The organism is Arthrobacter cheniae, from assembly GCF_003602275.1.
Classification (GTDB): Bacteria; Actinomycetota; Actinomycetes; order Actinomycetales; family Micrococcaceae; genus Arthrobacter_D; species Arthrobacter_D cheniae.
Genome location: NZ_QZVT01000003.1, coordinates 28,919 through 48,270, shown reverse-complemented (window position 1 = coordinate 48,270; position 19,352 = coordinate 28,919). Strand labels below are relative to the sequence as shown.

Genomic DNA, 19,352 nt, shown 5'->3' with positions numbered 1-19,352 from the left:
ATGCCACGCGACGTCGGCTCCCCATCGGGCGGCTGGGGAGCTTCCTTCGACCGGTTCGGTTCCGACAGCTCTGCTGAGCCGCCAGGTCCCGAGCCGGAGGGCGGGCGCACTCCCTCCAAGCGCAAAGGGCTGAAACGCTCGGCGTCCTCGTCCTTCGGTAGCTCGTCCTCCTTCGGTAGTTCATCGTCGTTCGGTACCGGCAAGAAGCGCGGAGCGCAACAGACCGGGAAGGGACCGATCAAGGCGCCTGAACGCCGACGCCCCCGAGGCGCCGGCGGTCGCCCGTTCGATGATCCTTTCGGCCCTGTCGTCGGATCCTCTGCCGATGCTTCCACGGCGGACGAGGGCACAGGGCCTTCGGCCGACGGAGGACGTCGGCCGAAGAGGCACCGCGCAGGCGATGCTGCGGGGCGGTATCCCGGCTCGACCCCGGCCATCGACGGTGATCCTGCGGACGGCACTGCGACCAGGAGCGACGAGGAGTGGGCGTCGGAGGGTCGGTCCGTCATGCTGCGCCAGCTGGCCCTGGGGGCCCGGAGCCGTCAGCAACTCAACCGGAAACTTGCCGAAAGGGAGGTTCCTCCGGCGGTTGCCGCTGCGCTGCTGGACCGGTTCGAGGAGGTGCAACTGATCGACGACGCGGAGTTCGCCCGCATGTGGGTACGGACGCGCACCGCAGCGAAGTCGTTGTCCAGATCATCCCTGCGTCGCGAGCTCGCCGACAAGGGAATCGATACGGAACTGGCGGAAGACGCCCTGCAGCACATCTCCGACGAGGATGAACTCGAGCAGGCCCGTGAGGTCGTCCGCCGCAAGCGTCGCGGTGGTGCCGACCTGTCCGACCGCGCAGAGCGGGACAAGGAGATACGCCGCCTCGTCGGTGTCCTCGCCCGGAAGGGATACAACCCGGGTAGTGCCTTCTCGATCGTTAAGGACGTTCTGGCTGACGCGGCGGCGTCGGAAGCATCGGAGTGAGGGGCCGTGCGCCGCGATTGTGGGCGTCCCGGGCGCCAGTCGTAGGCTTAAGGGTGTGAGCATGACACTTCCCACCCCCCTCGACAACACCAGCGGTTTCGCGCGCCCGCCGGAGCCTGCCGGAACCCGTACCTATGAGGTGCGGACCTTCGGCTGCCAGATGAACGTGCACGACTCCGAGCGGATCTCCGGATTGCTCGAGGATGCCGGCCTGACCCGCGTCGAGGACGGTCAGGCTGACGTCGTCGTCTTCAACACGTGTGCCGTCCGCGAGAATGCGGACAACAAGCTGTACGGGAACCTCGGCATGCTCAAAGCAGTGAAGGACGAACGGCCCGACATGCAGATCGCGGTCGGCGGCTGCCTCGCGCAGAAGGATCGGGAAACGATCCTCGCGAAGGCCCCGTGGGTCGATGCAGTCTTCGGAACCCACAACATCGGAGCCCTGCCCGCCCTGCTGCAGCGCGCCCGCCACAACCAGGAAGCTCAGCTGGAGATCCTCGAGTCCCTCGACGTCTTTCCGTCCACGCTCCCGACCAGGCGTGAATCCGTCTACGCGGGCTGGGTCTCGATCTCCGTAGGCTGCAACAACACCTGCACGTTCTGCATCGTCCCCGCGCTCCGGGGCAAGGAGCGCGACCGACGGCCCGGCGAGATCCTCGCCGAGATCGAGGCGCTCGTGGCGGACGGCGCCGTCGAGGTCACCCTCCTCGGACAGAACGTCAACTCCTACGGCGTCGAGTTCGGGGACCGGGGTGCCTTCGCCAAGCTCCTACGCGCCTGCGGTTCCATCGAGGGGCTCGAGCGCGTGCGCTTCACGAGCCCGCACCCGGCAGCCTTCACCGACGACGTGATCGACGCCATGGCAGAGACGCCGAACGTGATGCCCCAACTGCACATGCCCCTGCAGTCGGGATCGGACCGGGTCCTCAAGGCCATGCGCCGGTCCTACCGCTCCTCCCGGTTCCTCGGCATCCTGGAGCGCGTCCGGGAACGCATGCCGGATGCTGCCATCTCGACCGACATCATCGTGGGTTTCCCCGGAGAGACCGAGGAGGACTTCCAGGCGACGCTCGACGTCGTCGAACAGTCCCGCTTCGCGACAGCGTTCACCTTCCAGTACTCCAGGCGCCCGGGCACCCCGGCGGCCGACCTGCCCGATCAGCTGTCCAAGGCCGTCGTCCAGGAACGCTTCGAGCGGTTGACCGCTCTCCAGGATCGGATCGCGCGTGAGGAGAACGCACGTCAGGTCGGCAAACGGGTCGAGGTGCTCGTCACCGACCAGCAGGGCCGCAAGGGGAGCGAGACCCATCGCCTCACCGGGCGGGCCCGTGACCAGCGTCTGGTCCACTTCTCCGTACCCGAGGGAGCGGGGACCCCGCGTCCGGGTGATGTCGTCACGCTACTGATCACCGAGGCGGCATCCTTCCACCTGCTGTCCGATCCGATGCCCGGCCAGTACTCCCTGCGCCGATCCCGTGCGGGCGATGCCTGGGACAGGAGCCAGGCCGAATCCTGCAGCGTCCCCGCCGTGTCGGACGCCGCCCCACGTGCGGTCTCGCTGGGAATGCCGGCGCTGCCCGTGCGGGGGAACGCTCGTTGACCCTGCCGGTCATCGCCGTCGTGGGCCCTACGGGTTCCGGCAAGTCCGACCTCGGCGTGGCGCTCGCGCAACGGCTGGACGGCGAGGTCATCAATGCCGATGCCCTGCAGTTCTACCGCGGCATGGACATCGGCACGGCCAAGCTCCCACCGGAGGAGCGGCAGGGGATCGAACACCATCTGCTGGATGTCCTCGATATCACGGAGGAAGCGAGCGTCGCCGCCTATCAGCAGGATGCGCGGAGCAGCATCGACGCGATCCGCGGTCGCGGCCGTGTGCCTGTCCTGGTCGGCGGTTCCGGGCTCTACATCCGGGCGGCCCTCGATCGGCTCGACTTCCCACCGACCGACCCTGCCGTCCGTGCCCGACTGGAGGCGGAGCTCGCCGACGCGGGCAGCTCTGTCTTCCGGGAACGCCTCCGGCTCGTGGATCCCGTGTCGGCCGAGCGTATCGAGGACGACCGTCGACTCATCCGGGCCCTGGAGGTCCACGAGATCAGCGGCCGCCCGTTCAGCGCCTTCATGCCACGCCGTGAATACCACCAGCCGGCGGTCCAGATCGGGCTCCGCGTCGACCGCGACCTCCTGCGGGAACGGCTCGCCGACCGCGTCCTCGGCATGGTCCGGAAGGGTCTGCTCTCGGAGGTCGAGCAGCTGGCAGCGGCCGGCCTGAGGAACGGCCGGACAGCATCCCGAGCCCTCGGCTACGGTCAGTTCCTCCAGGTCCTCGACGGCGCCCTGACCGAATCGGAAGCGATCGAGGACACGATCGGCGCCACCCGTCGTTTCGCCCGACGCCAGCTCACCTGGTTCCGCGGCGACCCGCGCGTCGACTGGTTGGACTGGCAGGAGCCGGGAATCGTCGAGACAGCCGTTGGGCTCGTGCGCAGCTCCGGGGACCTATCCTAGGACGGTGACCGACTTCCGCGGCGACACCGCAGCCCCCACGGCAAGCCCCACCCAGCAGTCCTCCCGGCTGCCCTTCACCAAGGGCCACGGAACGGGTAACGACTTCGTCCTGACGCTCGATCCCGAGGGCGAGGCGCCGACGGACGCCGCGTTCGTCGCGGCCCTGTGCGACCGTCACCGCGGTATCGGCGCGGATGGTTACATCCGCGCAGTCCGGTCGTCCGCGTTGCCCGAGGGCCGCGCGCTCCTGCAGACGGACCCCGCTGCGGAGTGGTTCATGGACTACCGCAACGGTGACGGGTCGGTATCCGAGATGTGCGGAAACGGAGTGCGCGTCTTCGCGCACTTCCTCCTGACCAGGTCGGCAGCCGAGCTCCCGGAGGGCGGCGAACTGGCGATCGGCACGCGTGGCGGCGTCAAGCGGGTCACCCGGTCGGGTGACGGCTACGCCGTCGACATGGGCCCCTGGGAATTCATCGTCCCGGACGCCGCGGTCGCGCGCGGCATGGACTCCCTCGTCGCCATCGGGGGGCTCGACGTGGACCGTCCGGCCCTGTCCATCAGCATGGGCAACCCGCACACCGTCGTCGCGCTGGCTGAACAGACAGAGCTCGACCGTACCGAACTGCACCGCGCACCGGCCGTCCGACCCCTGCCCCCCGAGGGCACCAACGTCGAGCTCGTCGTTCCAGCGGACCCGCTGGTAGGGGAGGACGGCGTCGGCCGGCTGACCATGCGCGTCCATGAGCGGGGTGTCGGCGAGACGCAGTCCTGTGGAACCGGCGCGTGTGCTGCAGCTGCAGCCACGCGGTTCTGGGCCGGCGAGGGAGCACCGGCCCAATGGCTCGTGACCGTACCCGGCGGTGTCGTCGGCGTGACGTTCTTCGACGGACCCGAAGGCCGCGAGCACGTCCAGCTCAGTGGGCCGGCCGTCCTCGTAGCGGAGGGAATCCTGCTGCCCGGGGCCTAGCCGTGGGCTGCGGGCCTTCCGAAGGCAGCGGACGCCTCAGGCGACGACCCGGTGCACCTCGATGATCCGAAATGACTTCGACGTCTCCGCCCGACGCACGGTGAACCCCTCGCCGAGCTCTCCCGCGACCCATCGCTGGAGCGAGTCGGCGCCGAGGTTCTTCTGCACCACGAGCCACGCGCGTCCATCCGGAGCGAGTCGGGGCAGCCAGCGGAGCAGCAGCGCGTGCAGCTCCTGCTTGCCGATCCGGATCGGGGGGTTGGACCAGATGGTGTCGAACTGGAGGGACGGGTCGACGTCGTCGGGGGTGCCTGCTGTGACGTTGTCGAGGCCGAGGCGTTGTGCATTCTCGGCAGTGAGCGCGATACACCGCTCATTGACATCGATGGCGTAGACCTCCGCATCCGGTGACGCGAGCGCCATCGTAAGGGCGATCGGGCCCCAGCCACAACCGATATCGAGGAGTCGCGAACCCTCAGGGGCCGGCACGGTGTCGAGCAGGATGGCCGTCCCCTTGTCGACTCCGTCGGGGCTGAAGAGACCCGAGGACGTGACGAGTTCCCGCCGTTCGCCGGCAAGGACGACGGAAAGGGGTTTGCGCGTGTCCGGTCCGGACGGTTGCGCGCTGAAATAGTGCTGGGACTCCATGAAGGAAAGCCTAGTGGCAGCGGCGTGACTAGCCAGTTCGGTCCGATTTCGCGCTGGGAGAAGAGGCTGCGATGCCGCCTCGGGCGGACGTAGAATTGAGGAACAGATAACTAGGGAGATTATGACCACGAATAACGGACACTCCACCGGAGCCGACATGGGCCCGGAGGAGATCCAGGCCGTCATCGATCGGATCCTCGCCAGCGACGAAGCTGCCGTAGCGAAGTCGAAGAAGGGGACAGCACCCGACCAGGGAGTGGCGCCGGGCGAGACGACACCGACCGAGAAGACCTGGCGATCACGGGCACTCGCGCTGTCGGGTGAGGACGGACCGTCGGAGGCCGATGGCGACCAGCAGGACCTCCAGGAGAGGCGTGCCCTCCGTCGCGTCGCAGGCCTTTCCACGGAGCTCGAGGACGTCACCGAGGTCGAGTACCGGCAACTCCGGCTCGAGCGGGTCGTGCTTGCGGGTATCTGGAGTGAGGGCACCGCGCAGGACGCCGAGAACTCGCTCCAGGAACTTGCTGCACTGGCCGAGACCGCCGGTTCCGAGGTGCTCGACGGTATCGTCCAGCGTCGCCTCAAGCCGGATCCCGGGACGTTCCTGGGCTCGGGCAAGGCCCAGGAGCTGAAGACGATCGTCGAGGCCACGGGAGCCGATACGGTCATCGTGGACAGCGAGTTGTCCCCCTCGCAGCGCCGCGGCCTCGAGGACATCGTCAAGGTGAAGGTCATCGATCGGACGGCCCTGATCCTCGACATCTTCGCGCAGCACGCCAAGAGCCGTGAGGGCAAGGCGCAGGTCGAACTGGCGCAGCTCGAATACCTCCTGCCGAGGCTTCGCGGCTGGGGTGAGTCGATGTCCCGCCAGGCCGGTGGCCAGGTCGGTAGCGCAAGCGCGGGCATGGGGTCGCGCGGACCGGGTGAGACGAAGATCGAGCTCGACCGACGCAAGATCCGCACCCGCATGGCAAAGCTGCGACGCGAGATCACCGCGATGAAGCCCGCCCGTGAGACCAAGCGCTCGAACCGGCGACGGAATCAGGTGCCGTCCGTCGCGATCGCCGGGTACACGAACGCCGGGAAGTCCTCCCTGCTCAACCGGCTCACGGACGCAGGGGTGCTCGTAGAGAACGCGCTGTTCGCGACGCTCGATCCTACGGTCCGCAAGGCGGAGACGCCTGATGGAATCGGTTACACGCTGGCCGACACCGTCGGGTTCGTCCGCTCGCTGCCTACGCAGCTGATCGAAGCCTTCCGTTCGACGCTGGAGGAAGTGGCCGATTCCGACCTCATCCTGCACGTCGTGGACGCTTCGCATCCCGACCCCGAGGGGCAGATCGCCGCTGTCCGTGCTGTGCTCACGGAGGTCGATGCGCGCAAGATCCCCGAGATCATCGTGCTCAACAAGGCCGATGCCGCCGACCCGTTCGTCATCGAGCGCCTGCGGCAGCGGGAGCCGCGAACCGTCGTCGTATCCGCGCGCACAGGTGCGGGCCTGACCGAGCTCCGGCAGCTGATCAGCACCAACATCCCGCGTCCCGGCGTGAAACTCGATCTCCTGGTGCCCTACCAGCACGGCGAGATCCTGAGCCGCCTGCACGAGGAGGACGTGGAGATCTTCGGCCTGGATCACGTCGACGAGGGAACCCGCCTCGAGGTGATGGTCCGCGAGGGCCTGGCAGCCGAGTTGGAGCCGTACATCCGGCATGAGTGACAGCACGCGGTCCGGCGCAGCCGTAGCGGCGCCGGACGCGGGACGCCCTTCGCCCGAATCGCGGCAGGCGCTCGAGCTGCTCGACGCCGCTGTCTCGGCGATGGGCGGGGAGATGCGTTCCGGCCAGCACGAGATGGTGCGGCAGGTCAGCGAGGCGATCCACTCGGGCGACCACCTGCTCGTCCAGGCCGGAACGGGAACGGGCAAGTCACTCGCCTACCTGGTTCCGCTCATCGCCCACGCCATGGACAGCGACCGCCCGTCCATCGTGTCCACGGCGACTCTTGCGCTGCAGGCGCAGATCATCGGGCGGGACCTGCCGCGCCTGCTCGACGCCGTGCAGCCGGCTCTGGCCCGACCGGTCGATATCGCGTTGCTCAAGGGGCGATCGAACTATGTCTGCCTCCACAAGACCGGAGGTGGCTTTCCCGAGGAGGACGCTCCGGACGCGCTCTTCAGCCTCGGCGAGGACGCTGTTCCCCATCCATCTCCAGCCGTCGGAGGTGGCGCTCCCGCTTCCGCGCTGGGCAGGGAGGTGGTCCGGCTGCGCGAGTGGGCGGAAGGGACGACGACGGGCGATCGCGATGATCTCCTGCCGGGTGTGAGCGACAGGGCGTGGCGCCAGGTGTCGGTGTCCAGTATGGAATGCCTCGGTGCTGCCCGCTGTCCCGTGGCCCAGGCGTGCTTCAGCGAGAAGGCGCGTTCCGCCGCCGCCGACGCCGACATCATCATCACGAACCACGCGATGCTTGCAATCAGCGCCTTCGAAGGCCTGGCCGTGCTGCCCGAGTACGACGTCGTCGTGATCGACGAGGCGCACGAGCTGCACGACCGGGTGACGGGCGCCGTGTCCGGTCAGCTTTCCCCCTCCATGGTCGGCGTTGCCGCCACCGGCCTGCGCCGGCATGCGTCCATCAGCACGACCGCCCTCGATACCGCCGCCACCGCATTCGAGTCGGCCGCCGAGCTGGTCACCTCCGGCCTCCTGCCGGGCGGGCTTCCGGATGACCTCGAGCAGGCGTTGGTGCAGGTCCGCGACGCATCGCGCGCAGCCCTCTCCGATACGAAGACGGACGGTAAGTCCGACGCCGACGCCGACGGCGGCCGACAGATGGCCCGGTCACGGGTCACCCTCGTTTTCGAGCTCGCCGAGCGGATCCTCGCGGCGTCCGATCTCAAGGAGGTGGTGTGGGCGTCCCGACCCAGCAGCTTCACGCCCGGATCGGGCTACTCCCAGCCGGACGAGAGCGCACCCGCAACGCTGAACGTAGCGCCGCTCTCGGTCGCCGGGCGGCTCCGGGAGGGCCTTTTCGAGGGCCACACGGTGATCCTCACATCGGCGACGCTCGCCATCGGATCCGAATTCGGCCCCGTGGCGGGTTCCCTCGGCCTGAACGGTCCGGGTGCCCCGGCCTGGACCGGTATCGACGTCGGAAGCCCATTCGACTACCCGCGCCAGGGGGTCCTGTACGTGGCGAAGGACCTGCCGAAGCCGGACCGCGGGACATCGGACGCGCAACTCGAAGAATTACTGACCCTCCTCAAGGCCTCCCGCGGGGGAGCGCTGGGATTGTTCTCCTCCAAGCGGGCCGCGGAGGAAGCCGCGGAGGCGCTTCGCCCGAAAGTCGACTTCGAGATCCTGTGCCAGGGGGAATCCTCGCTGAACGCTTTGGTCACGCAATTCTCCGACGAGCCGGATACCTGCCTGTTCGGCACGATGTCCCTGTGGCAGGGCGTCGACGTGCCGGGTCAGTCCTGCCGTCTCGTCGTGATCGACCGCATCCCCTTTCCCCGTCCTGACGATCCACTCATGACGGCGCGCACCCGGGACGTCGCCCGGAATGGCGGCAACGGATTCATGAGCATCTCCGCGACCCATGCAGCCGTTCGGCTGGCGCAGGGCGCCGGTCGCCTTATTCGGGCGACAGGGGATCGGGGAGTCGTGGCCGTTCTGGACAGCCGCCTGGCAACGGCGAGATACGGAGGATTCCTTCGCGCGGCCCTACCGCCCTTCTGGGCGACGACGGACAGGGCGACGGTCACGGGCATCCTCGAAAGGCTTTCCGGACGCTGATCGCTCCGCTCGTAGGGGTGAAGGAGGAACCTCCCGGCCGCACTCCTCCCGGCAACACGAAGGGCGCCGCGGTCCTGGGACTGCGGCGCCCTTCTGGGGGGTCATGCCCTACCCGGGCGTCCTCCCACCGGTACGTGCTTCCTACAGCGCGCGCATCACCGAGACGACCTTCCCCATGATGCTCGCATGGTCACCGAGGATGGGCTCGTAGCGCGTGTTCTGCGGAAGGAGCCAAGTGTGCCCGTCCCGCTGGCGGAACGTCTTCACCGTCGCCTCATCATCGAGCAGGGCAGCGACGATGTCGCCGTTCTGCGCACTCTGCTGCCTGCGGACGACCACCCAGTCGCCGTCGCAGATCGCGGCGTCGACCATGGAGTCCCCCGAGACCTTGAGCATGAAGAGGTCCCCATGACCCACGAGCTGGCGGGGGAGCGGCATGACGTCCTCGACGACCTGATCGGCGAGGATCGGTCCACCCGCCGCAATGCGGCCGACGAGCGGGACGAGTGCCGTGTCCATTGCCACCCGGTGCTCCGCGGAGAGCCGCTGCTCCGTCGAGAGGGCGCTCGAATCACCGGATGATTCGGACGGCAGCGTCAGTGGGAGCAGTACCTCCATGGCACGGGGCCGCTTGGGGTCGCGCCGGAGGTACCCCAGACGCTCGAGCTGCGCGAGCTGGTGGGTGACGCTCGAGAGGCTCGCCAATCCCACGGTGTCCCCGATCTCCCGCATCGAGGGCGGGTAGCCCTTGTCGGCGATCGAGCGCTGGATGGTCTCCAGGATCGTCAGCTGACGCGCAGTCAGGCCTTTCGACACCGAGCGGCCACGAGGTCGGCCACGAGCGGCGGTCAGGGGGACGGCGCCGGTCCGGACGTCAGCGATGTTCGATTCCTGTCGGGCTGCCGGTGTTGGTTCCGCCACTGTTGCGCCTCTCGCCTGGGACTGTCCGTCCCGTCATCCCCGCCGTCCAGCTCCTCGAGGACCGAGGAGCCATTGTGTCAGTGGCGGGTGGTTGTCTGGAGAACATCAGGGGCGCAGCTGCGGGGGTGGAGCAGCTTCGGCCGATGATGTCCTGTCGTGTTCACGCTAGGACAGACCGGAGCACTTTTCAAACATATGTTCGACCGAGTCTCGACAATGGTCGTTCACAGGTGCTAGAAATAAGCGGAGACGAATTAGAACAGGTGTTCGAAAGAACGACGTTCGATCACGGACGTATTCGAAGGGAAAGAGGAATGGCGATGGCTGAAGCACCAGTACTGCACGGCAGCACGGCGCTGTGGGCACTGAAGCCCGCCCGACCGGAGACCGGCGCCGGCCTCCGGCTCGTTCCTGCTCTCGGGCTACCGGCAGGCACTCCGGTGCCGGCCGGCCGCCGCTCGGGTGAGTACGATGGCGACGCCGAGCGAGCTGTTGCCTTCCGGTCCGATGCAGGGGCGGAGCGCACCTCCAGGCAGCGGACTGCGGAACGTCCCGTCACCCTCACTCAGCGTGGGAGGTTGCTCCTGGTAGGTCTTCCGATCGCTGTCGGTGTGGTGGCGCTGATCATTTTCGGCGCGTTCCTCACATCGCAGGCGCAAGCCGGCGAGGCCGCTCCCGTGTCCTCGTCGATCGTCGAGGTGAATGTCGCAGCGGGTGAGTCGCTCTGGGACCTCGCCGTGCACTACGCCCCCGAGCGGGACCCTCGCGAAGTAGTAGCCGAGATGGTCGAGCTGAACGACCTTCGCTCGTCGCTCGTCCAGGCAGGGCAGAGCATCTCGATCCCGTCCCGCGGCTAGGGGCACCATCGATCGCGGATGTCGTCCTGGACCCGGAACCGGCCGGGACCGTCCTCGCCGTTGTGCCGGTTGGCATCCTTTAAGCTGGAGCGGTGCCCTCATCTGTCGACGCCCTAGCGAACCTGCCCCTGCGTGATGACCTCGTCGGGTTGCACCCCTACGGTGCCCCGCAGCTGGACGTCCCGATCCTCCTGAACGTCAACGAGAACACCCACGGAGTTCCGACGGACGTACACACAGCGATCGTGGCGGCCGTGGCAGCGGCGACCCACGGGCTGAACCGTTATCCGGACCGGGAGTTCACCGAGCTTCGCAGGAACCTGGCCACCTACCTCGGGCACGGGTTGACCCCGGACCAGCTCTGGGCTGCGAACGGATCCAACGAGGTGCTGCAGCAGATCCTCCAGGCCTTCGGTGGCCCGGGGCGCACGGCGATCGGTTTTCCGCCGACCTACTCGATGTATCCCCTGCTGGCCAGCGGTACCGGTACCCGCTATGTCACCGCAGCGCGCGGCGCCGCCTACGCCATGACCCCTGATGCCACAGCCCGTGCCGTGCGCGACTCGGCGGCCAATATCGTCTTCCTCTGCTCGCCGAACAACCCCACCGGCACCGCGCTCGACCTCGACGTGATCGAAGCAGCCTACGAGGCCGGCGAGGACGCGCGCGCCATCATCATCGTCGACGAGGCCTACGGCGAGTTTGCGCAGAAGGGCACCCCGAGCGCACTCACGCTCCTACCCGGGCGTCCGCGACTGCTCGTGTCGCGCACCATGAGCAAGGCCTTCGCTCTGGCCGGCGCCAGGATCGGCTATCTGGCCGCCGCCCCTGAAGTCGCCGACGCCCTCCGCCTCGTCCGCCTCCCGTACCACCTGTCCGCCATCACCCAGGCAGCGGCCAACGCAGCCCTCACGCATGCCGACACACTGTTGTCCAACGTCGAGGCGATCAAGGTCCAGCGGGACCGCATCGTGCGTGAACTCGAGGCCCTCGGGCTGTCGCCGGCGCCGTCGGACGCGAACTTCGTCTTCTTCGGTGGTCTCGCGGATCCCCATGGTGTGTGGGAGGGTCTCCTGGCGGCCGGGGTGCTCATCCGCGATGTCGGTATACCGGGGTCCCTGCGCGTCACTGCAGGAACAGAGCAGGAGACCACGGCGTTCCTTTCAGCGTTGCAGAAGCTGCTGTAGCAAGGCCTGGCGGGCTTGCTCGGCCGGTGTCTCCTAGACTTGGAGGGCCCGATCGTGGTGAGCCTCCCGGATCGGGCACCAGTACACGCCTGACCTCTCGTCGATCAGCGCCCGGATGACCGGCAGCGCACAGAAGGAATGACATGACTGTAGTTGCCACCCGCGGCCGCACGGCCCGCATCGAGCGCGTCACGAGTGAATCCAGCGTCCTCGTGGAGCTGGACCTCGACGGCACCGGAGTGTCGTCGATCGACACCACCGTCCCGTTCTTCGATCACATGCTCACCGCGCTGTCGAAGCATTCGCTGGTCGACCTGACCATCAAGTCCTCCGGTGACACGCATATCGATGTGCACCACACCGTCGAGGACACGGCGATCGCCATCGGTGAGGCGCTGCGCATCGCGCTGGGGGACAAGGCCGGCATCCGCCGCTTCGGTGAAGCGACGGTGCCGTTGGACGAAGCCCTCGCGAATGCCGTCGTCGACATCTCCGGACGCCCGTTCCTCGTGCACGGCGGCGAGCCGGCGGGCCAGGAGTACCACCTGATCGGCGGGCACTTCACCGGGTCCCTGACCCGCCACGTCTTCGAGGCGCTGGCACTGCACGCCCGTATCTGCCTGCACATCACCGTCATCGCGGGCCGCGATCCGCACCACATCGTCGAGGCGCAGTTCAAGGCCCTCGCCCGGGCGTTGCGCGCAGCCGTCGAGCAGGACCCGAGGGTCGAGGGCATCCCGTCCACGAAGGGAGCACTATGACAGCGCGTACCGTCACCGTGCTCGACTACGGGTCGGGCAATGTCCGGTCGGTGGTGCGGGCCCTCGAGCACGTGGGTGCGAACGTCATCCTCAGCGCCAAACCCGACGACGTCCTCAACGCAGATGGACTGCTGGTGCCGGGTGTCGGCGCTTTCCAGGCGGTCATGAAGGGCCTGAAGGATGTCGACGCCCTACGCATGATCGGCCGGAGGGTCGCCGGCGGCCGGCCCGTCCTCGGAATCTGCGTAGGACTGCAGGTCCTCTTCGACGAGGGGGTGGAGCACGGAGTCCGCACCCCCGGCATGGCTGAATGGCCAGGCGTCGTCGAGCGACTCAAGGCCGATGTCGTCCCGCACATGGGGTGGAACACCGTGCAGGCCCCCGACGACACCGTCCTCTTCGACGGTATCGGGCACGAGCGGTTCTACTTCGTCCACTCCTACGGTGTGCAGGACTGGTCCTTCGACGTCACGCAGCCCGCCATGAAGCCCCCACAGGTCACCTGGTCGAACCACGGCGGGCCGTTCATCGCCGCGGTCGAGAACGGGCCCCTCAGCGCCACGCAGTTCCACCCGGAGAAGTCGGGCGACGCCGGGGCGCAGCTCCTGCGGAACTGGATCGAGGGCCTGCGATGACCGGATGCTGAGCCTGGTGCTCATGGGCGTCGCCGGCCTCCTCATCGGCGGGGCGTTCTCCCTGCGCAGCCAGGAATTCCCGCTGTGGGTGTGGATCGCCTTCCTCGCGCTGGCCGGTCTGTCGCTCCTCGCGGCCTACCTGTTCACGCTTCCCGGCGACTAGCCGGTTCATTCACCACCTGACAGCGCGGTCACCCCGCCCGTACGAAAGCAGACCATGAGCCCCTTCTCCGAATCGCCCACCCTCGAACTCCTCCCGGCCGTCGATGTCGCCGATGGCCAGGCCGTCCGCCTCGTCCAGGGCGAGGCCGGCAGCGAGACGAACTACGGGGATCCCCTCGATGCCGCACTCGCCTGGCAGGAAGCAGGTGCCGAGTGGGTACACCTCGTCGACCTCGATGCGGCCTTCGGCAGGGGCTCGAACCGAGCCCTCCTCGAGCGCGTGGTGAAGCACCTCGACATCAAGGTGGAACTCTCCGGTGGCATCCGTGACGACGCCTCGCTGGACGCGGCCCTCGAACTCGGCGCGACACGCGTCAACCTCGGCACGGCTGCCCTCGAGAACCCCGAGTGGACGGAGCTCGCCATCGCCCGTTACGGCGACGCCGTCGCGGTCGGCCTCGACGTCCGGGGCACCACCCTGGCAGCCCGGGGCTGGACCGAGGAGGGCGGGGACCTGTGGGAGGTCCTGCAGCGCCTGGAGGACGCCGGCTGTGCCCGGTACGTCGTCACGGACGTGACCAAGGATGGGACCCTGAAGGGGCCGAACATCGAGCTGCTCAAGGAGGTCCTTTCCAGGACCACGCGCCCCGTCGTCGCATCGGGGGGCATCTCCAGCCTCGACGACATCGCGGCACTCCGGGAACTCGTGCCGAGGGGCCTCGAGGGAGCGATCGTCGGCAAGGCGCTCTATGCCGGCGCCTTCACCCTGCCGCAGGCGCTCGACGTCGCAGGGTTGCCCGGCGCGGACGCGTGACGGGCAGGCAGCTCCCCGCCCATATCGCCGCTGCACTCGCGGGTAATACCGGCGACTCCGCGGGTCGACCGTGGGCCGGCCGCGACCTCTCGGGTCCGGACAATCCCCTGCACGCATTCGACGACGACGACGGCACCGCCGATCCCCGGCTCGCTGCCGCCGTGGCGGCGCTGGTCGTCCTGCAACCGGACCAGCCCGGACCGCTCGAGCGGAAGGTCTTCGAGTCGCTCACCACGGCGCGGGTCTTCATCCCGATCGTGGCCCGGCTGAGCGAGCCCGGGGAGGCCGCTGCCGCGTCCCGCGCCGGCATGCACTCCGACAAGGAAGCCGACATGGCGCTCGTCACGCTCACGGCTCCTGACGGTCGGAAGGCATTGCCCGTCTTCTCGTCCACCGTGGCTCTCGAGCGCTGGCACGCGGATGCACGGCCCGTCGCAGCCTACGCCTCCCGCGCCGCCCTCGCCGCGGTAGCCGAGGGCGCCGAACTCATGGTGCTCGACCCGGGCGCCGACCTGACTTTCGTCCTGCGCCGTCCTGCCGTGTGGGCTCTCGCCCAGCAGATCGAGTGGACGCCGTCCTATGAGGACGAGACGCTGTCCTCGCTCGTCGGGGCTGCCGCGCTCGATCACCAGGACATCATCACCGTCGCGCTGCGGCCCGGCGCCGGCGTCCTCAGCCGGAGCGCCGACGGTAGCATTGCCTGCGGTGGAGGATCGGGGCCCGAGCTGCGTATGGACGTCCGGTTCCGCCCCGGGTTGACCTCGGAGGGGGTGCGCGACGCCGTCGCCTCACTCCGAGGAACGTTGCTCGGGCTCACCGATTTCGTGGAACGCGTCGACTCGCTCGACATCAAACTCATCAGCTGACGGAGGCGTCAGCCAGAAAGACGACACGTGAACTTCGCCGTATACCGGGACCTGCTGCGCATCCGCTCCGTCCGGAGGTTGCTGATCGTCGGGATGATCGCCCGGTTCCCGCACTCGGCTGCGGGGGTGCTGCTGACACTGCACGTGGTGCAGACCCTCGACCGCGGCTATGCCGAGGCGGGCGCGGTGGCCGCCGTCGTCACCATCGGCATAGCCGTCGGTGCCCCCTGGCGTGGCCGGCGGATCGACAGCGCCGGATTGCGGCGTGCACTGATCCCGTCGGTGGTGGCCGAGGCGATCATCTGGTCCGTAGCCCCGCACCTGCCCTACCACTGGCTGCTCGTCGCCGCCCTCGTGGGCGGCCTGTTCACACTGCCGGCCTTCTCCGTCATCCGTCAGGCCCTCGGCGTCCTCGTCGAGGGCAACCGCCGGCGCACCGCGTTCACCCTCGACGCGATCTCCACGGAGGTCATCTTCATGGCGGGTCCGGCGGTGGGCGTCGTCCTCGCCACGCAGGTCTCCACCGTGCTCGGTCTGACGCTCGTGGGAATCGCCACGGCGTCGGCGGGGCTCTTCCTCATGTGGTTCAACCCGCCGACACGCTCCGAGCAACTGCCCGACGCCGTCACGGTCACCGCGGCCGCCCCGTCCAATGTCGGCGAAGCTGCAGCCGACCTCATCGGTGCGCGAAACTCCGGCGCCGAACCCGCCGCGAAGGACTCACTCGTCCGCAGGGGTGTGCGCAGGGCACTGCCGTGGCTGACAGTCCCCCTCGTCATCGTGATGGTCGTCGCCGCCGGGGCCGGGCTCGTGCTGTCCGGAACCGAGGTCGGGATCATCGCGGCGCTCGAGCTCTCCGGCAACGAGGAGCAACTCGGATTGGTCTTCGTCGCCTGGTGCGCGGCATCCGTGGTGGGTGGAGTCCTCTACGGAGCGCTGCACAGGCCCATCCCGCCGTCGCTCCTCCTGCTCGGCATGGCACTGCTGACGCTGCCCCTGGCCTTCGCCGACACGACGCTGTCCCTGGCCCTGCTGTCTATCCCCGCGGGGTTGCTGTGCGCGCCGGTCCTCTCCGCTGCTTCGGAGAAGGTCGCCGATCTCGTGGCGGAGGACCGCAGGGGCGAGGCGATGGGCTGGTACGGATCAGCGCTGACCTCGGGGGTCGCACTCGGAGCTCCCGTCGCAGGCGTCCTCATCGACGCGACCGGACCCTGGGGTGGCTTCACCGCCGTGGCGGTGGTGTCCTCGCTGATCGGCGTCGTCGGCTTCTCGATGCGCACCAGGCCCCTGGGACCGATCCGGCCCGACGCAGCGCAGGCGCTGCGGTAGGCGGTACCCCTGCCCCCGGAAGACCCGCACGTGCGTACGACGGCACGGACAGGAGTAGGGCAGGAAGCAGCAGGAGGAAGGTGCCGGGAACAAGAGAGGCCCGCACCGTCCATCGGCGCGGGCCTCCCGCGGGACAGCCGTCGTGGTGCAGGCCGGTCAGTTGACCGGACCGGTGTACTTCTCGCCGGGCCCCTTGCCCGGAGGATCGGGAATGATGGACGCCTCCCGGAACGCGAGTTGGAGTGACCGGAGGCCGTCGCGCAAGGGACCGGCGTGCTGGGAGCCGATCTCGGGCGCAGCTGCGGTGACGAAGCCGGCGAGGGCGGTGATGAGCTTGCGCGCCTCGTCGAGGTCCTTGAGTTGCTCGGCATTCTCCTCGTGCCCCAGGCCGCACTTCACGGCCGCTGCGCTCATGAGGTGGACGGCCGACGTGACGATGACCTCGACGGCGGCCACCTCGGAGATGTCGCGCATCTGCTGACGGACGTCCTGCTCCGCTGCGTCCGGGCCATCCTGGTTCTCCTCCGTGAAGCTGCGCCGGGACGGGTTCGCAGGTTCGGGATCGGGGGAGTGCTGCGGATTGTCGTGTGGCGTGTTCATACTGGTAAGCTTGGCATAGACCACCCGGTCACTGTTACTCGCTGTGCTCTGCAAGGAGCCACCTGCAACGGACCGGAATGCAAGCGGAGTCCTCTCCCACCCGCGTTTGCCTGGTGCGGCCCTTGGCCGCATTGCAGGCAGCCGGGTCACCTGGTCGGTCCTGCAGATGATCGTGCGGGGAGCTCACGCTTCCCCCGAATTCCCAGAACCGGTTACCGAGGCCTTCGATTGCGCATGCAATGGAAGGCCTTCTTTCGTTTGCAGGCGGTTTCCGTTCAGAAATTTACAGGAGCCACACATTAGCGAGCCAAGAATCAATGATCGTATCCGCGTTCCCGAGGTGCGGTTGGTTGGACCTGCCGGCGAACAGGTAGGAATCGTCCGAATCGAAGACGCCCTCCGACTTGCCGCCGAGTCCGACCTGGATCTGGTTGAGGTAGCACCGCAGGCAAAGCCTCCGGTGGCCAAGCTCATGGATTTTGGTAAGTACAAGTACGAAGCGGCCGTCAAGGCCCGCGAGGCGCGGAAGAACCAGACCAACACGGTCCTCAAGGAGATTCGTTTCCGCCTGAAGATCGACACGCACGACTACGAGACGAAGCGCGGGCACGCCATGCGATTCCTCGGTGCCGGCGACAAGGTCAAGGCCATGATCCAGTTCCGCGGACGTGAGCAGCAGCGCCCCGAGATGGGTATCCGTCTGCTGCAGAAGTTCGCAGATGACGTCGCCGAGGTCGGTGTCGTGGAGTCGACTCCGCGCATCGACGGCCGCAACATGGTCATGGTGATCGGCCCCACGAAGAACAAGGCCGAGGCAAAGGCGGAAGCCCGACGCGAGACCCAGCGCGCCGACGCGAAGGCGGCCAACGAGGCTGCCAAGTCCGGAGACGGCCCCGTACGCGTGGACACGTCAGGTAGCGATAATGCTCCGTTCACGCAGTCCCTCGCGGACCTGCTGCCGGAGGGTTACGCCATCAACACGCAGCCCGAGGCACCCGAAGCGGCCGCACCGGAGACACCTGCGGTCGAGGTGCCAGAGACTGCGGATCAGCCACAGGCTGCCGCCGCTCCGAGGACCGAAGCACCGACGACGTCGGCACCCAGGACGGAGTCGCCGAAGGCCGCTCCGGAGCGCGTCCCGTCGTCGGCCCCGCGGTCGACCTCCTCCAGGCCCACCGGCGAGCGTCCGGCAGCGTCCCGTCCGGTTTCGTCTGCACCGAGGCCTGCTACAGAGCGTCCGGCAGCGTCCCGTCCGGTTTCGTCCGCACCGAGGCCGGCAACGACCTCGTCCGCACCGAGGCCGGCAACGGCCCCGGCACCGAATCCTGCCGCAGCTCCGGCATCCGATCCCGCCACAGCGACTGCACCTCAAGCCGCCGCGGCACCGAAGCCGGCAGCCAAGCCATCGGTCATGCCGAAGCCCGGAGCGCCGAAGCCGTCGGCGACCCCCAAGCCTGCCGGCAGGGCGGCTCCCTCCAAGAGCCCGACCAGCCGTCCCAAGCCCGGAAGCACGGACTAGGCTCGCGCCCTGTCCCTGCCGGGCATGTTCGACAACCAGCAGGCACCCTCGGGTGCCGACCTCCGGGTGCATCCGCCCCGGCTACAAGAAGGAGATCGGTTCCCATGCCGAAGATGAAGACCCACAGCGGCGTCAAGAAGCGCTTCAAGCTGACCGGTAGCGGAAAGCTCAAGCGCCAGCAGGCCAACCGCCGCCACTACCTGGAGCACAAGTCCTCGACCCTGACCCGCCGCCTTGCAAGCGACAAGATCGTCTCGAAGGCCGACACCAAGGTCATCAAGAAGATGCTCGGCATCTAACCACCAATCCATCCCTTCGGGAAAGCGCGCGCACCATCGGTGCGGTGCTGCGGCTACGGCCGTGACCGGAGAAGAACTGAAGGAGTACACACGTGGCACGTGTGAAGCGGGCAGTCAATGCCCACAAGAAGCGTCGCGTCATCCTCGAGCGCGCCAAGGGCTACCGTGGACAGCGCTCGCGCCTGTACCGCAAGGCCAAGGAGCAGCTGCTCCACTCGTTCGTCTACAGCTACGGCGACCGCCGCAAGCGCAAGGGCGACTTCCGCCGGCTGTGGATCCAGCGCATCAACGCTGCGTCCCGCGCCAATGGACTGACCTACAACCGACTGATCCAGGGCCTCAAGGCCGCCGAGATCCAGGTCGACCGCCGTATGCTCGCCGATCTTGCCGTGACTGACGGCGCCGCTTTCGCTGCGCTCGTCCAGCTCGCCAAGAACGCCCTGCCGGCCGACACGTCGGCTCCGCTCAAGGCTTCGGCCTAGGCACATCGGCTGCCGCGGGTCCTGG

Annotated in this window: 20 protein-coding genes; 17 read left to right on the top strand and 3 right to left on the bottom strand. The window is 68.1% G+C overall.

Annotated elements, in window-relative coordinates; translation table 11 throughout:
- The 4 genes from D6T63_RS19730 to dapF are packed head-to-tail and all read left to right on the top strand — an operon-like array spanning position 1 to position 4,456.
- Positions 1–975 (top strand): regulatory protein RecX, encoded by a 975-nt coding sequence (locus D6T63_RS19730; RefSeq protein ID WP_235830579.1) that lies wholly within the window; start codon positions 1–3, stop codon positions 973–975.
- 55 nt (positions 976–1,030) lie between these two features.
- Positions 1,031–2,578: a tRNA (N6-isopentenyl adenosine(37)-C2)-methylthiotransferase MiaB gene (miaB, locus tag D6T63_RS05910; RefSeq protein WP_407923710.1), complete on the top strand. Its 1,548-nt coding sequence runs from the start codon at positions 1,031–1,033 to the stop codon at positions 2,576–2,578.
- The gene (gene miaA / locus D6T63_RS05905; RefSeq protein WP_120148101.1) at positions 2,575–3,486 is read left to right on the top strand and encodes a tRNA (adenosine(37)-N6)-dimethylallyltransferase MiaA; all 912 of its coding nucleotides are present in this window, start codon (positions 2,575–2,577) and stop codon (positions 3,484–3,486) included. The genes miaB and miaA overlap by 4 nt, the downstream gene beginning before the upstream one ends.
- Positions 3,487–3,490: 4 nt before the next feature.
- A complete protein-coding gene (gene dapF, locus D6T63_RS05900) occupies positions 3,491–4,456 on the top strand; it encodes a diaminopimelate epimerase (protein WP_120148100.1) in 966 nt (321 codons plus the stop codon).
- A gap of 36 nt (positions 4,457–4,492) precedes the next feature.
- Here the strand turns inward: dapF and D6T63_RS05895 are convergent, their stop codons facing one another.
- Positions 4,493–5,104: a class I SAM-dependent methyltransferase gene (locus D6T63_RS05895; RefSeq protein ID WP_120148099.1), complete on the bottom strand. Its 612-nt coding sequence runs from the start codon at positions 5,102–5,104 to the stop codon at positions 4,493–4,495.
- 121 nt (positions 5,105–5,225) lie between these two features.
- Between D6T63_RS05895 and hflX the strand changes: the two genes are divergently transcribed.
- The gene (gene hflX / locus D6T63_RS05890) at positions 5,226–6,821 is read left to right on the top strand and encodes a GTPase HflX (protein WP_120148098.1); all 1,596 of its coding nucleotides are present in this window, start codon (positions 5,226–5,228) and stop codon (positions 6,819–6,821) included.
- A complete protein-coding gene (locus D6T63_RS05885) occupies positions 6,814–8,895 on the top strand; it encodes an ATP-dependent DNA helicase (protein ID WP_120148097.1) in 2,082 nt (693 codons plus the stop codon). Before hflX ends, D6T63_RS05885 begins: the two co-directional genes overlap by 8 nt.
- 141 nt (positions 8,896–9,036) lie before the next feature.
- Here the strand turns inward: D6T63_RS05885 and lexA are convergent, their stop codons facing one another.
- The gene (gene lexA, locus D6T63_RS05880) at positions 9,037–9,747 is read right to left on the bottom strand and encodes a transcriptional repressor LexA (protein ID WP_407923720.1); all 711 of its coding nucleotides are present in this window, start codon (positions 9,745–9,747) and stop codon (positions 9,037–9,039) included.
- A 389-nt stretch (positions 9,748–10,136) separates the two neighbouring features.
- Between lexA and D6T63_RS05875 the strand changes: the two genes are divergently transcribed.
- The 8 genes from D6T63_RS05875 (at position 10,137) to D6T63_RS05845 (ending at position 16,427) form a co-directional block, all read left to right on the top strand.
- On the top strand, positions 10,137–10,673 hold the full coding sequence (locus tag D6T63_RS05875) for a LysM peptidoglycan-binding domain-containing protein (protein ID WP_120148096.1): 537 nt from the start codon (positions 10,137–10,139) through the stop codon (positions 10,671–10,673).
- Positions 10,674–10,765: 92 nt separating this feature from the next.
- Positions 10,766–11,860 (top strand): histidinol-phosphate transaminase, encoded by a 1,095-nt coding sequence (locus D6T63_RS05870; protein WP_120148095.1) that lies wholly within the window; start codon positions 10,766–10,768, stop codon positions 11,858–11,860.
- Between the two features lie 143 nt (positions 11,861–12,003).
- The gene (hisB, locus tag D6T63_RS05865) at positions 12,004–12,621 is read left to right on the top strand and encodes an imidazoleglycerol-phosphate dehydratase HisB (RefSeq protein WP_120148094.1); all 618 of its coding nucleotides are present in this window, start codon (positions 12,004–12,006) and stop codon (positions 12,619–12,621) included.
- Complete coding sequence (gene hisH / locus D6T63_RS05860) at positions 12,618–13,256, top strand: imidazole glycerol phosphate synthase subunit HisH (protein ID WP_120148093.1); 639 nt, start codon at positions 12,618–12,620, stop codon at positions 13,254–13,256. Before hisB ends, hisH begins: the two co-directional genes overlap by 4 nt.
- A 4-nt stretch (positions 13,257–13,260) precedes the next feature.
- On the top strand, positions 13,261–13,419 hold the full coding sequence (locus D6T63_RS19150) for a hypothetical protein (RefSeq protein ID WP_182976893.1): 159 nt from the start codon (positions 13,261–13,263) through the stop codon (positions 13,417–13,419).
- Positions 13,420–13,473: 54 nt separating this feature from the next.
- Positions 13,474–14,232 (top strand): bifunctional 1-(5-phosphoribosyl)-5-((5-phosphoribosylamino)methylideneamino)imidazole-4-carboxamide isomerase/phosphoribosylanthranilate isomerase PriA, encoded by a 759-nt coding sequence (gene priA, locus D6T63_RS05855; protein ID WP_120148092.1) that lies wholly within the window; start codon positions 13,474–13,476, stop codon positions 14,230–14,232.
- Positions 14,229–15,098 carry an SseB family protein gene (locus D6T63_RS05850; RefSeq protein ID WP_120148091.1) on the top strand — a complete coding sequence of 290 codons (870 nt, stop codon included), beginning with the start codon at positions 14,229–14,231 and terminating at the stop codon, positions 15,096–15,098. The genes priA and D6T63_RS05850 overlap by 4 nt, the downstream gene beginning before the upstream one ends.
- Positions 15,099–15,125: 27 nt before the next feature.
- Positions 15,126–16,427 carry an MFS transporter gene (locus D6T63_RS05845; RefSeq protein ID WP_120148090.1) on the top strand — a complete coding sequence of 434 codons (1,302 nt, stop codon included), beginning with the start codon at positions 15,126–15,128 and terminating at the stop codon, positions 16,425–16,427.
- A gap of 156 nt (positions 16,428–16,583) precedes the next feature.
- Here D6T63_RS05845 and D6T63_RS05840 read toward each other — a convergent pair whose 3' ends face one another.
- Positions 16,584–17,027 carry a DUF1844 domain-containing protein gene (locus D6T63_RS05840; protein WP_120148437.1) on the bottom strand — a complete coding sequence of 148 codons (444 nt, stop codon included), beginning with the start codon at positions 17,025–17,027 and terminating at the stop codon, positions 16,584–16,586.
- Between the two features lie 340 nt (positions 17,028–17,367).
- Here D6T63_RS05840 and infC point away from each other — a divergent pair, with 340 nt between their 5' ends.
- The 3 genes from infC to rplT all read left to right on the top strand — a co-directional run bounded on the left by infC (position 17,368) and on the right by rplT (position 19,327).
- Positions 17,368–18,546, top strand: a complete 1,179-nt coding sequence (gene infC, locus D6T63_RS05835) for a translation initiation factor IF-3 (protein ID WP_235830578.1) — start codon at positions 17,368–17,370, stop codon at positions 18,544–18,546.
- A gap of 104 nt (positions 18,547–18,650) precedes the next feature.
- Positions 18,651–18,845 (top strand): 50S ribosomal protein L35, encoded by a 195-nt coding sequence (gene rpmI / locus D6T63_RS05830; RefSeq protein WP_026531962.1) that lies wholly within the window; start codon positions 18,651–18,653, stop codon positions 18,843–18,845.
- 92 nt (positions 18,846–18,937) lie between these two features.
- Entirely contained in the window at positions 18,938–19,327 is a 390-nt protein-coding gene (gene rplT / locus D6T63_RS05825; protein ID WP_120148089.1) for a 50S ribosomal protein L20, read from the top strand.
- Positions 19,328–19,352 lie beyond the last annotated feature (25 nt).

Excerpts from the sequence above, each read along its gene's own strand:
- D6T63_RS19730 (WP_235830579.1), top strand. The coding sequence starts at position 1 with ATGCCACGCGACGTCGGCTCCCCATCGGGCGGCTGGGGAGCTTCCTTC.
- D6T63_RS05895 (WP_120148099.1), bottom strand. The coding sequence starts at position 5,104 with ATGGAGTCCCAGCACTATTTCAGCGCGCAACCGTCCGGACCGGACACG.
- hflX (WP_120148098.1), top strand. The coding sequence starts at position 5,226 with ATGACCACGAATAACGGACACTCCACCGGAGCCGACATGGGCCCGGAG.
- D6T63_RS05885 (WP_120148097.1), top strand. The coding sequence starts at position 6,814 with ATGAGTGACAGCACGCGGTCCGGCGCAGCCGTAGCGGCGCCGGACGCG.
- D6T63_RS05875 (WP_120148096.1), top strand. The coding sequence starts at position 10,137 with ATGGCTGAAGCACCAGTACTGCACGGCAGCACGGCGCTGTGGGCACTG.
- hisB (WP_120148094.1), top strand. The coding sequence starts at position 12,004 with ATGACTGTAGTTGCCACCCGCGGCCGCACGGCCCGCATCGAGCGCGTC.
- hisH (WP_120148093.1), top strand. The coding sequence starts at position 12,618 with ATGACAGCGCGTACCGTCACCGTGCTCGACTACGGGTCGGGCAATGTC.
- D6T63_RS19150 (WP_182976893.1), top strand. The coding sequence starts at position 13,261 with ATGCTGAGCCTGGTGCTCATGGGCGTCGCCGGCCTCCTCATCGGCGGG.
- priA (WP_120148092.1), top strand. The coding sequence starts at position 13,474 with ATGAGCCCCTTCTCCGAATCGCCCACCCTCGAACTCCTCCCGGCCGTC.
- D6T63_RS05840 (WP_120148437.1), bottom strand. The coding sequence starts at position 17,027 with ATGAACACGCCACACGACAATCCGCAGCACTCCCCCGATCCCGAACCT.
- rpmI (WP_026531962.1), top strand. The coding sequence starts at position 18,651 with ATGCCGAAGATGAAGACCCACAGCGGCGTCAAGAAGCGCTTCAAGCTG.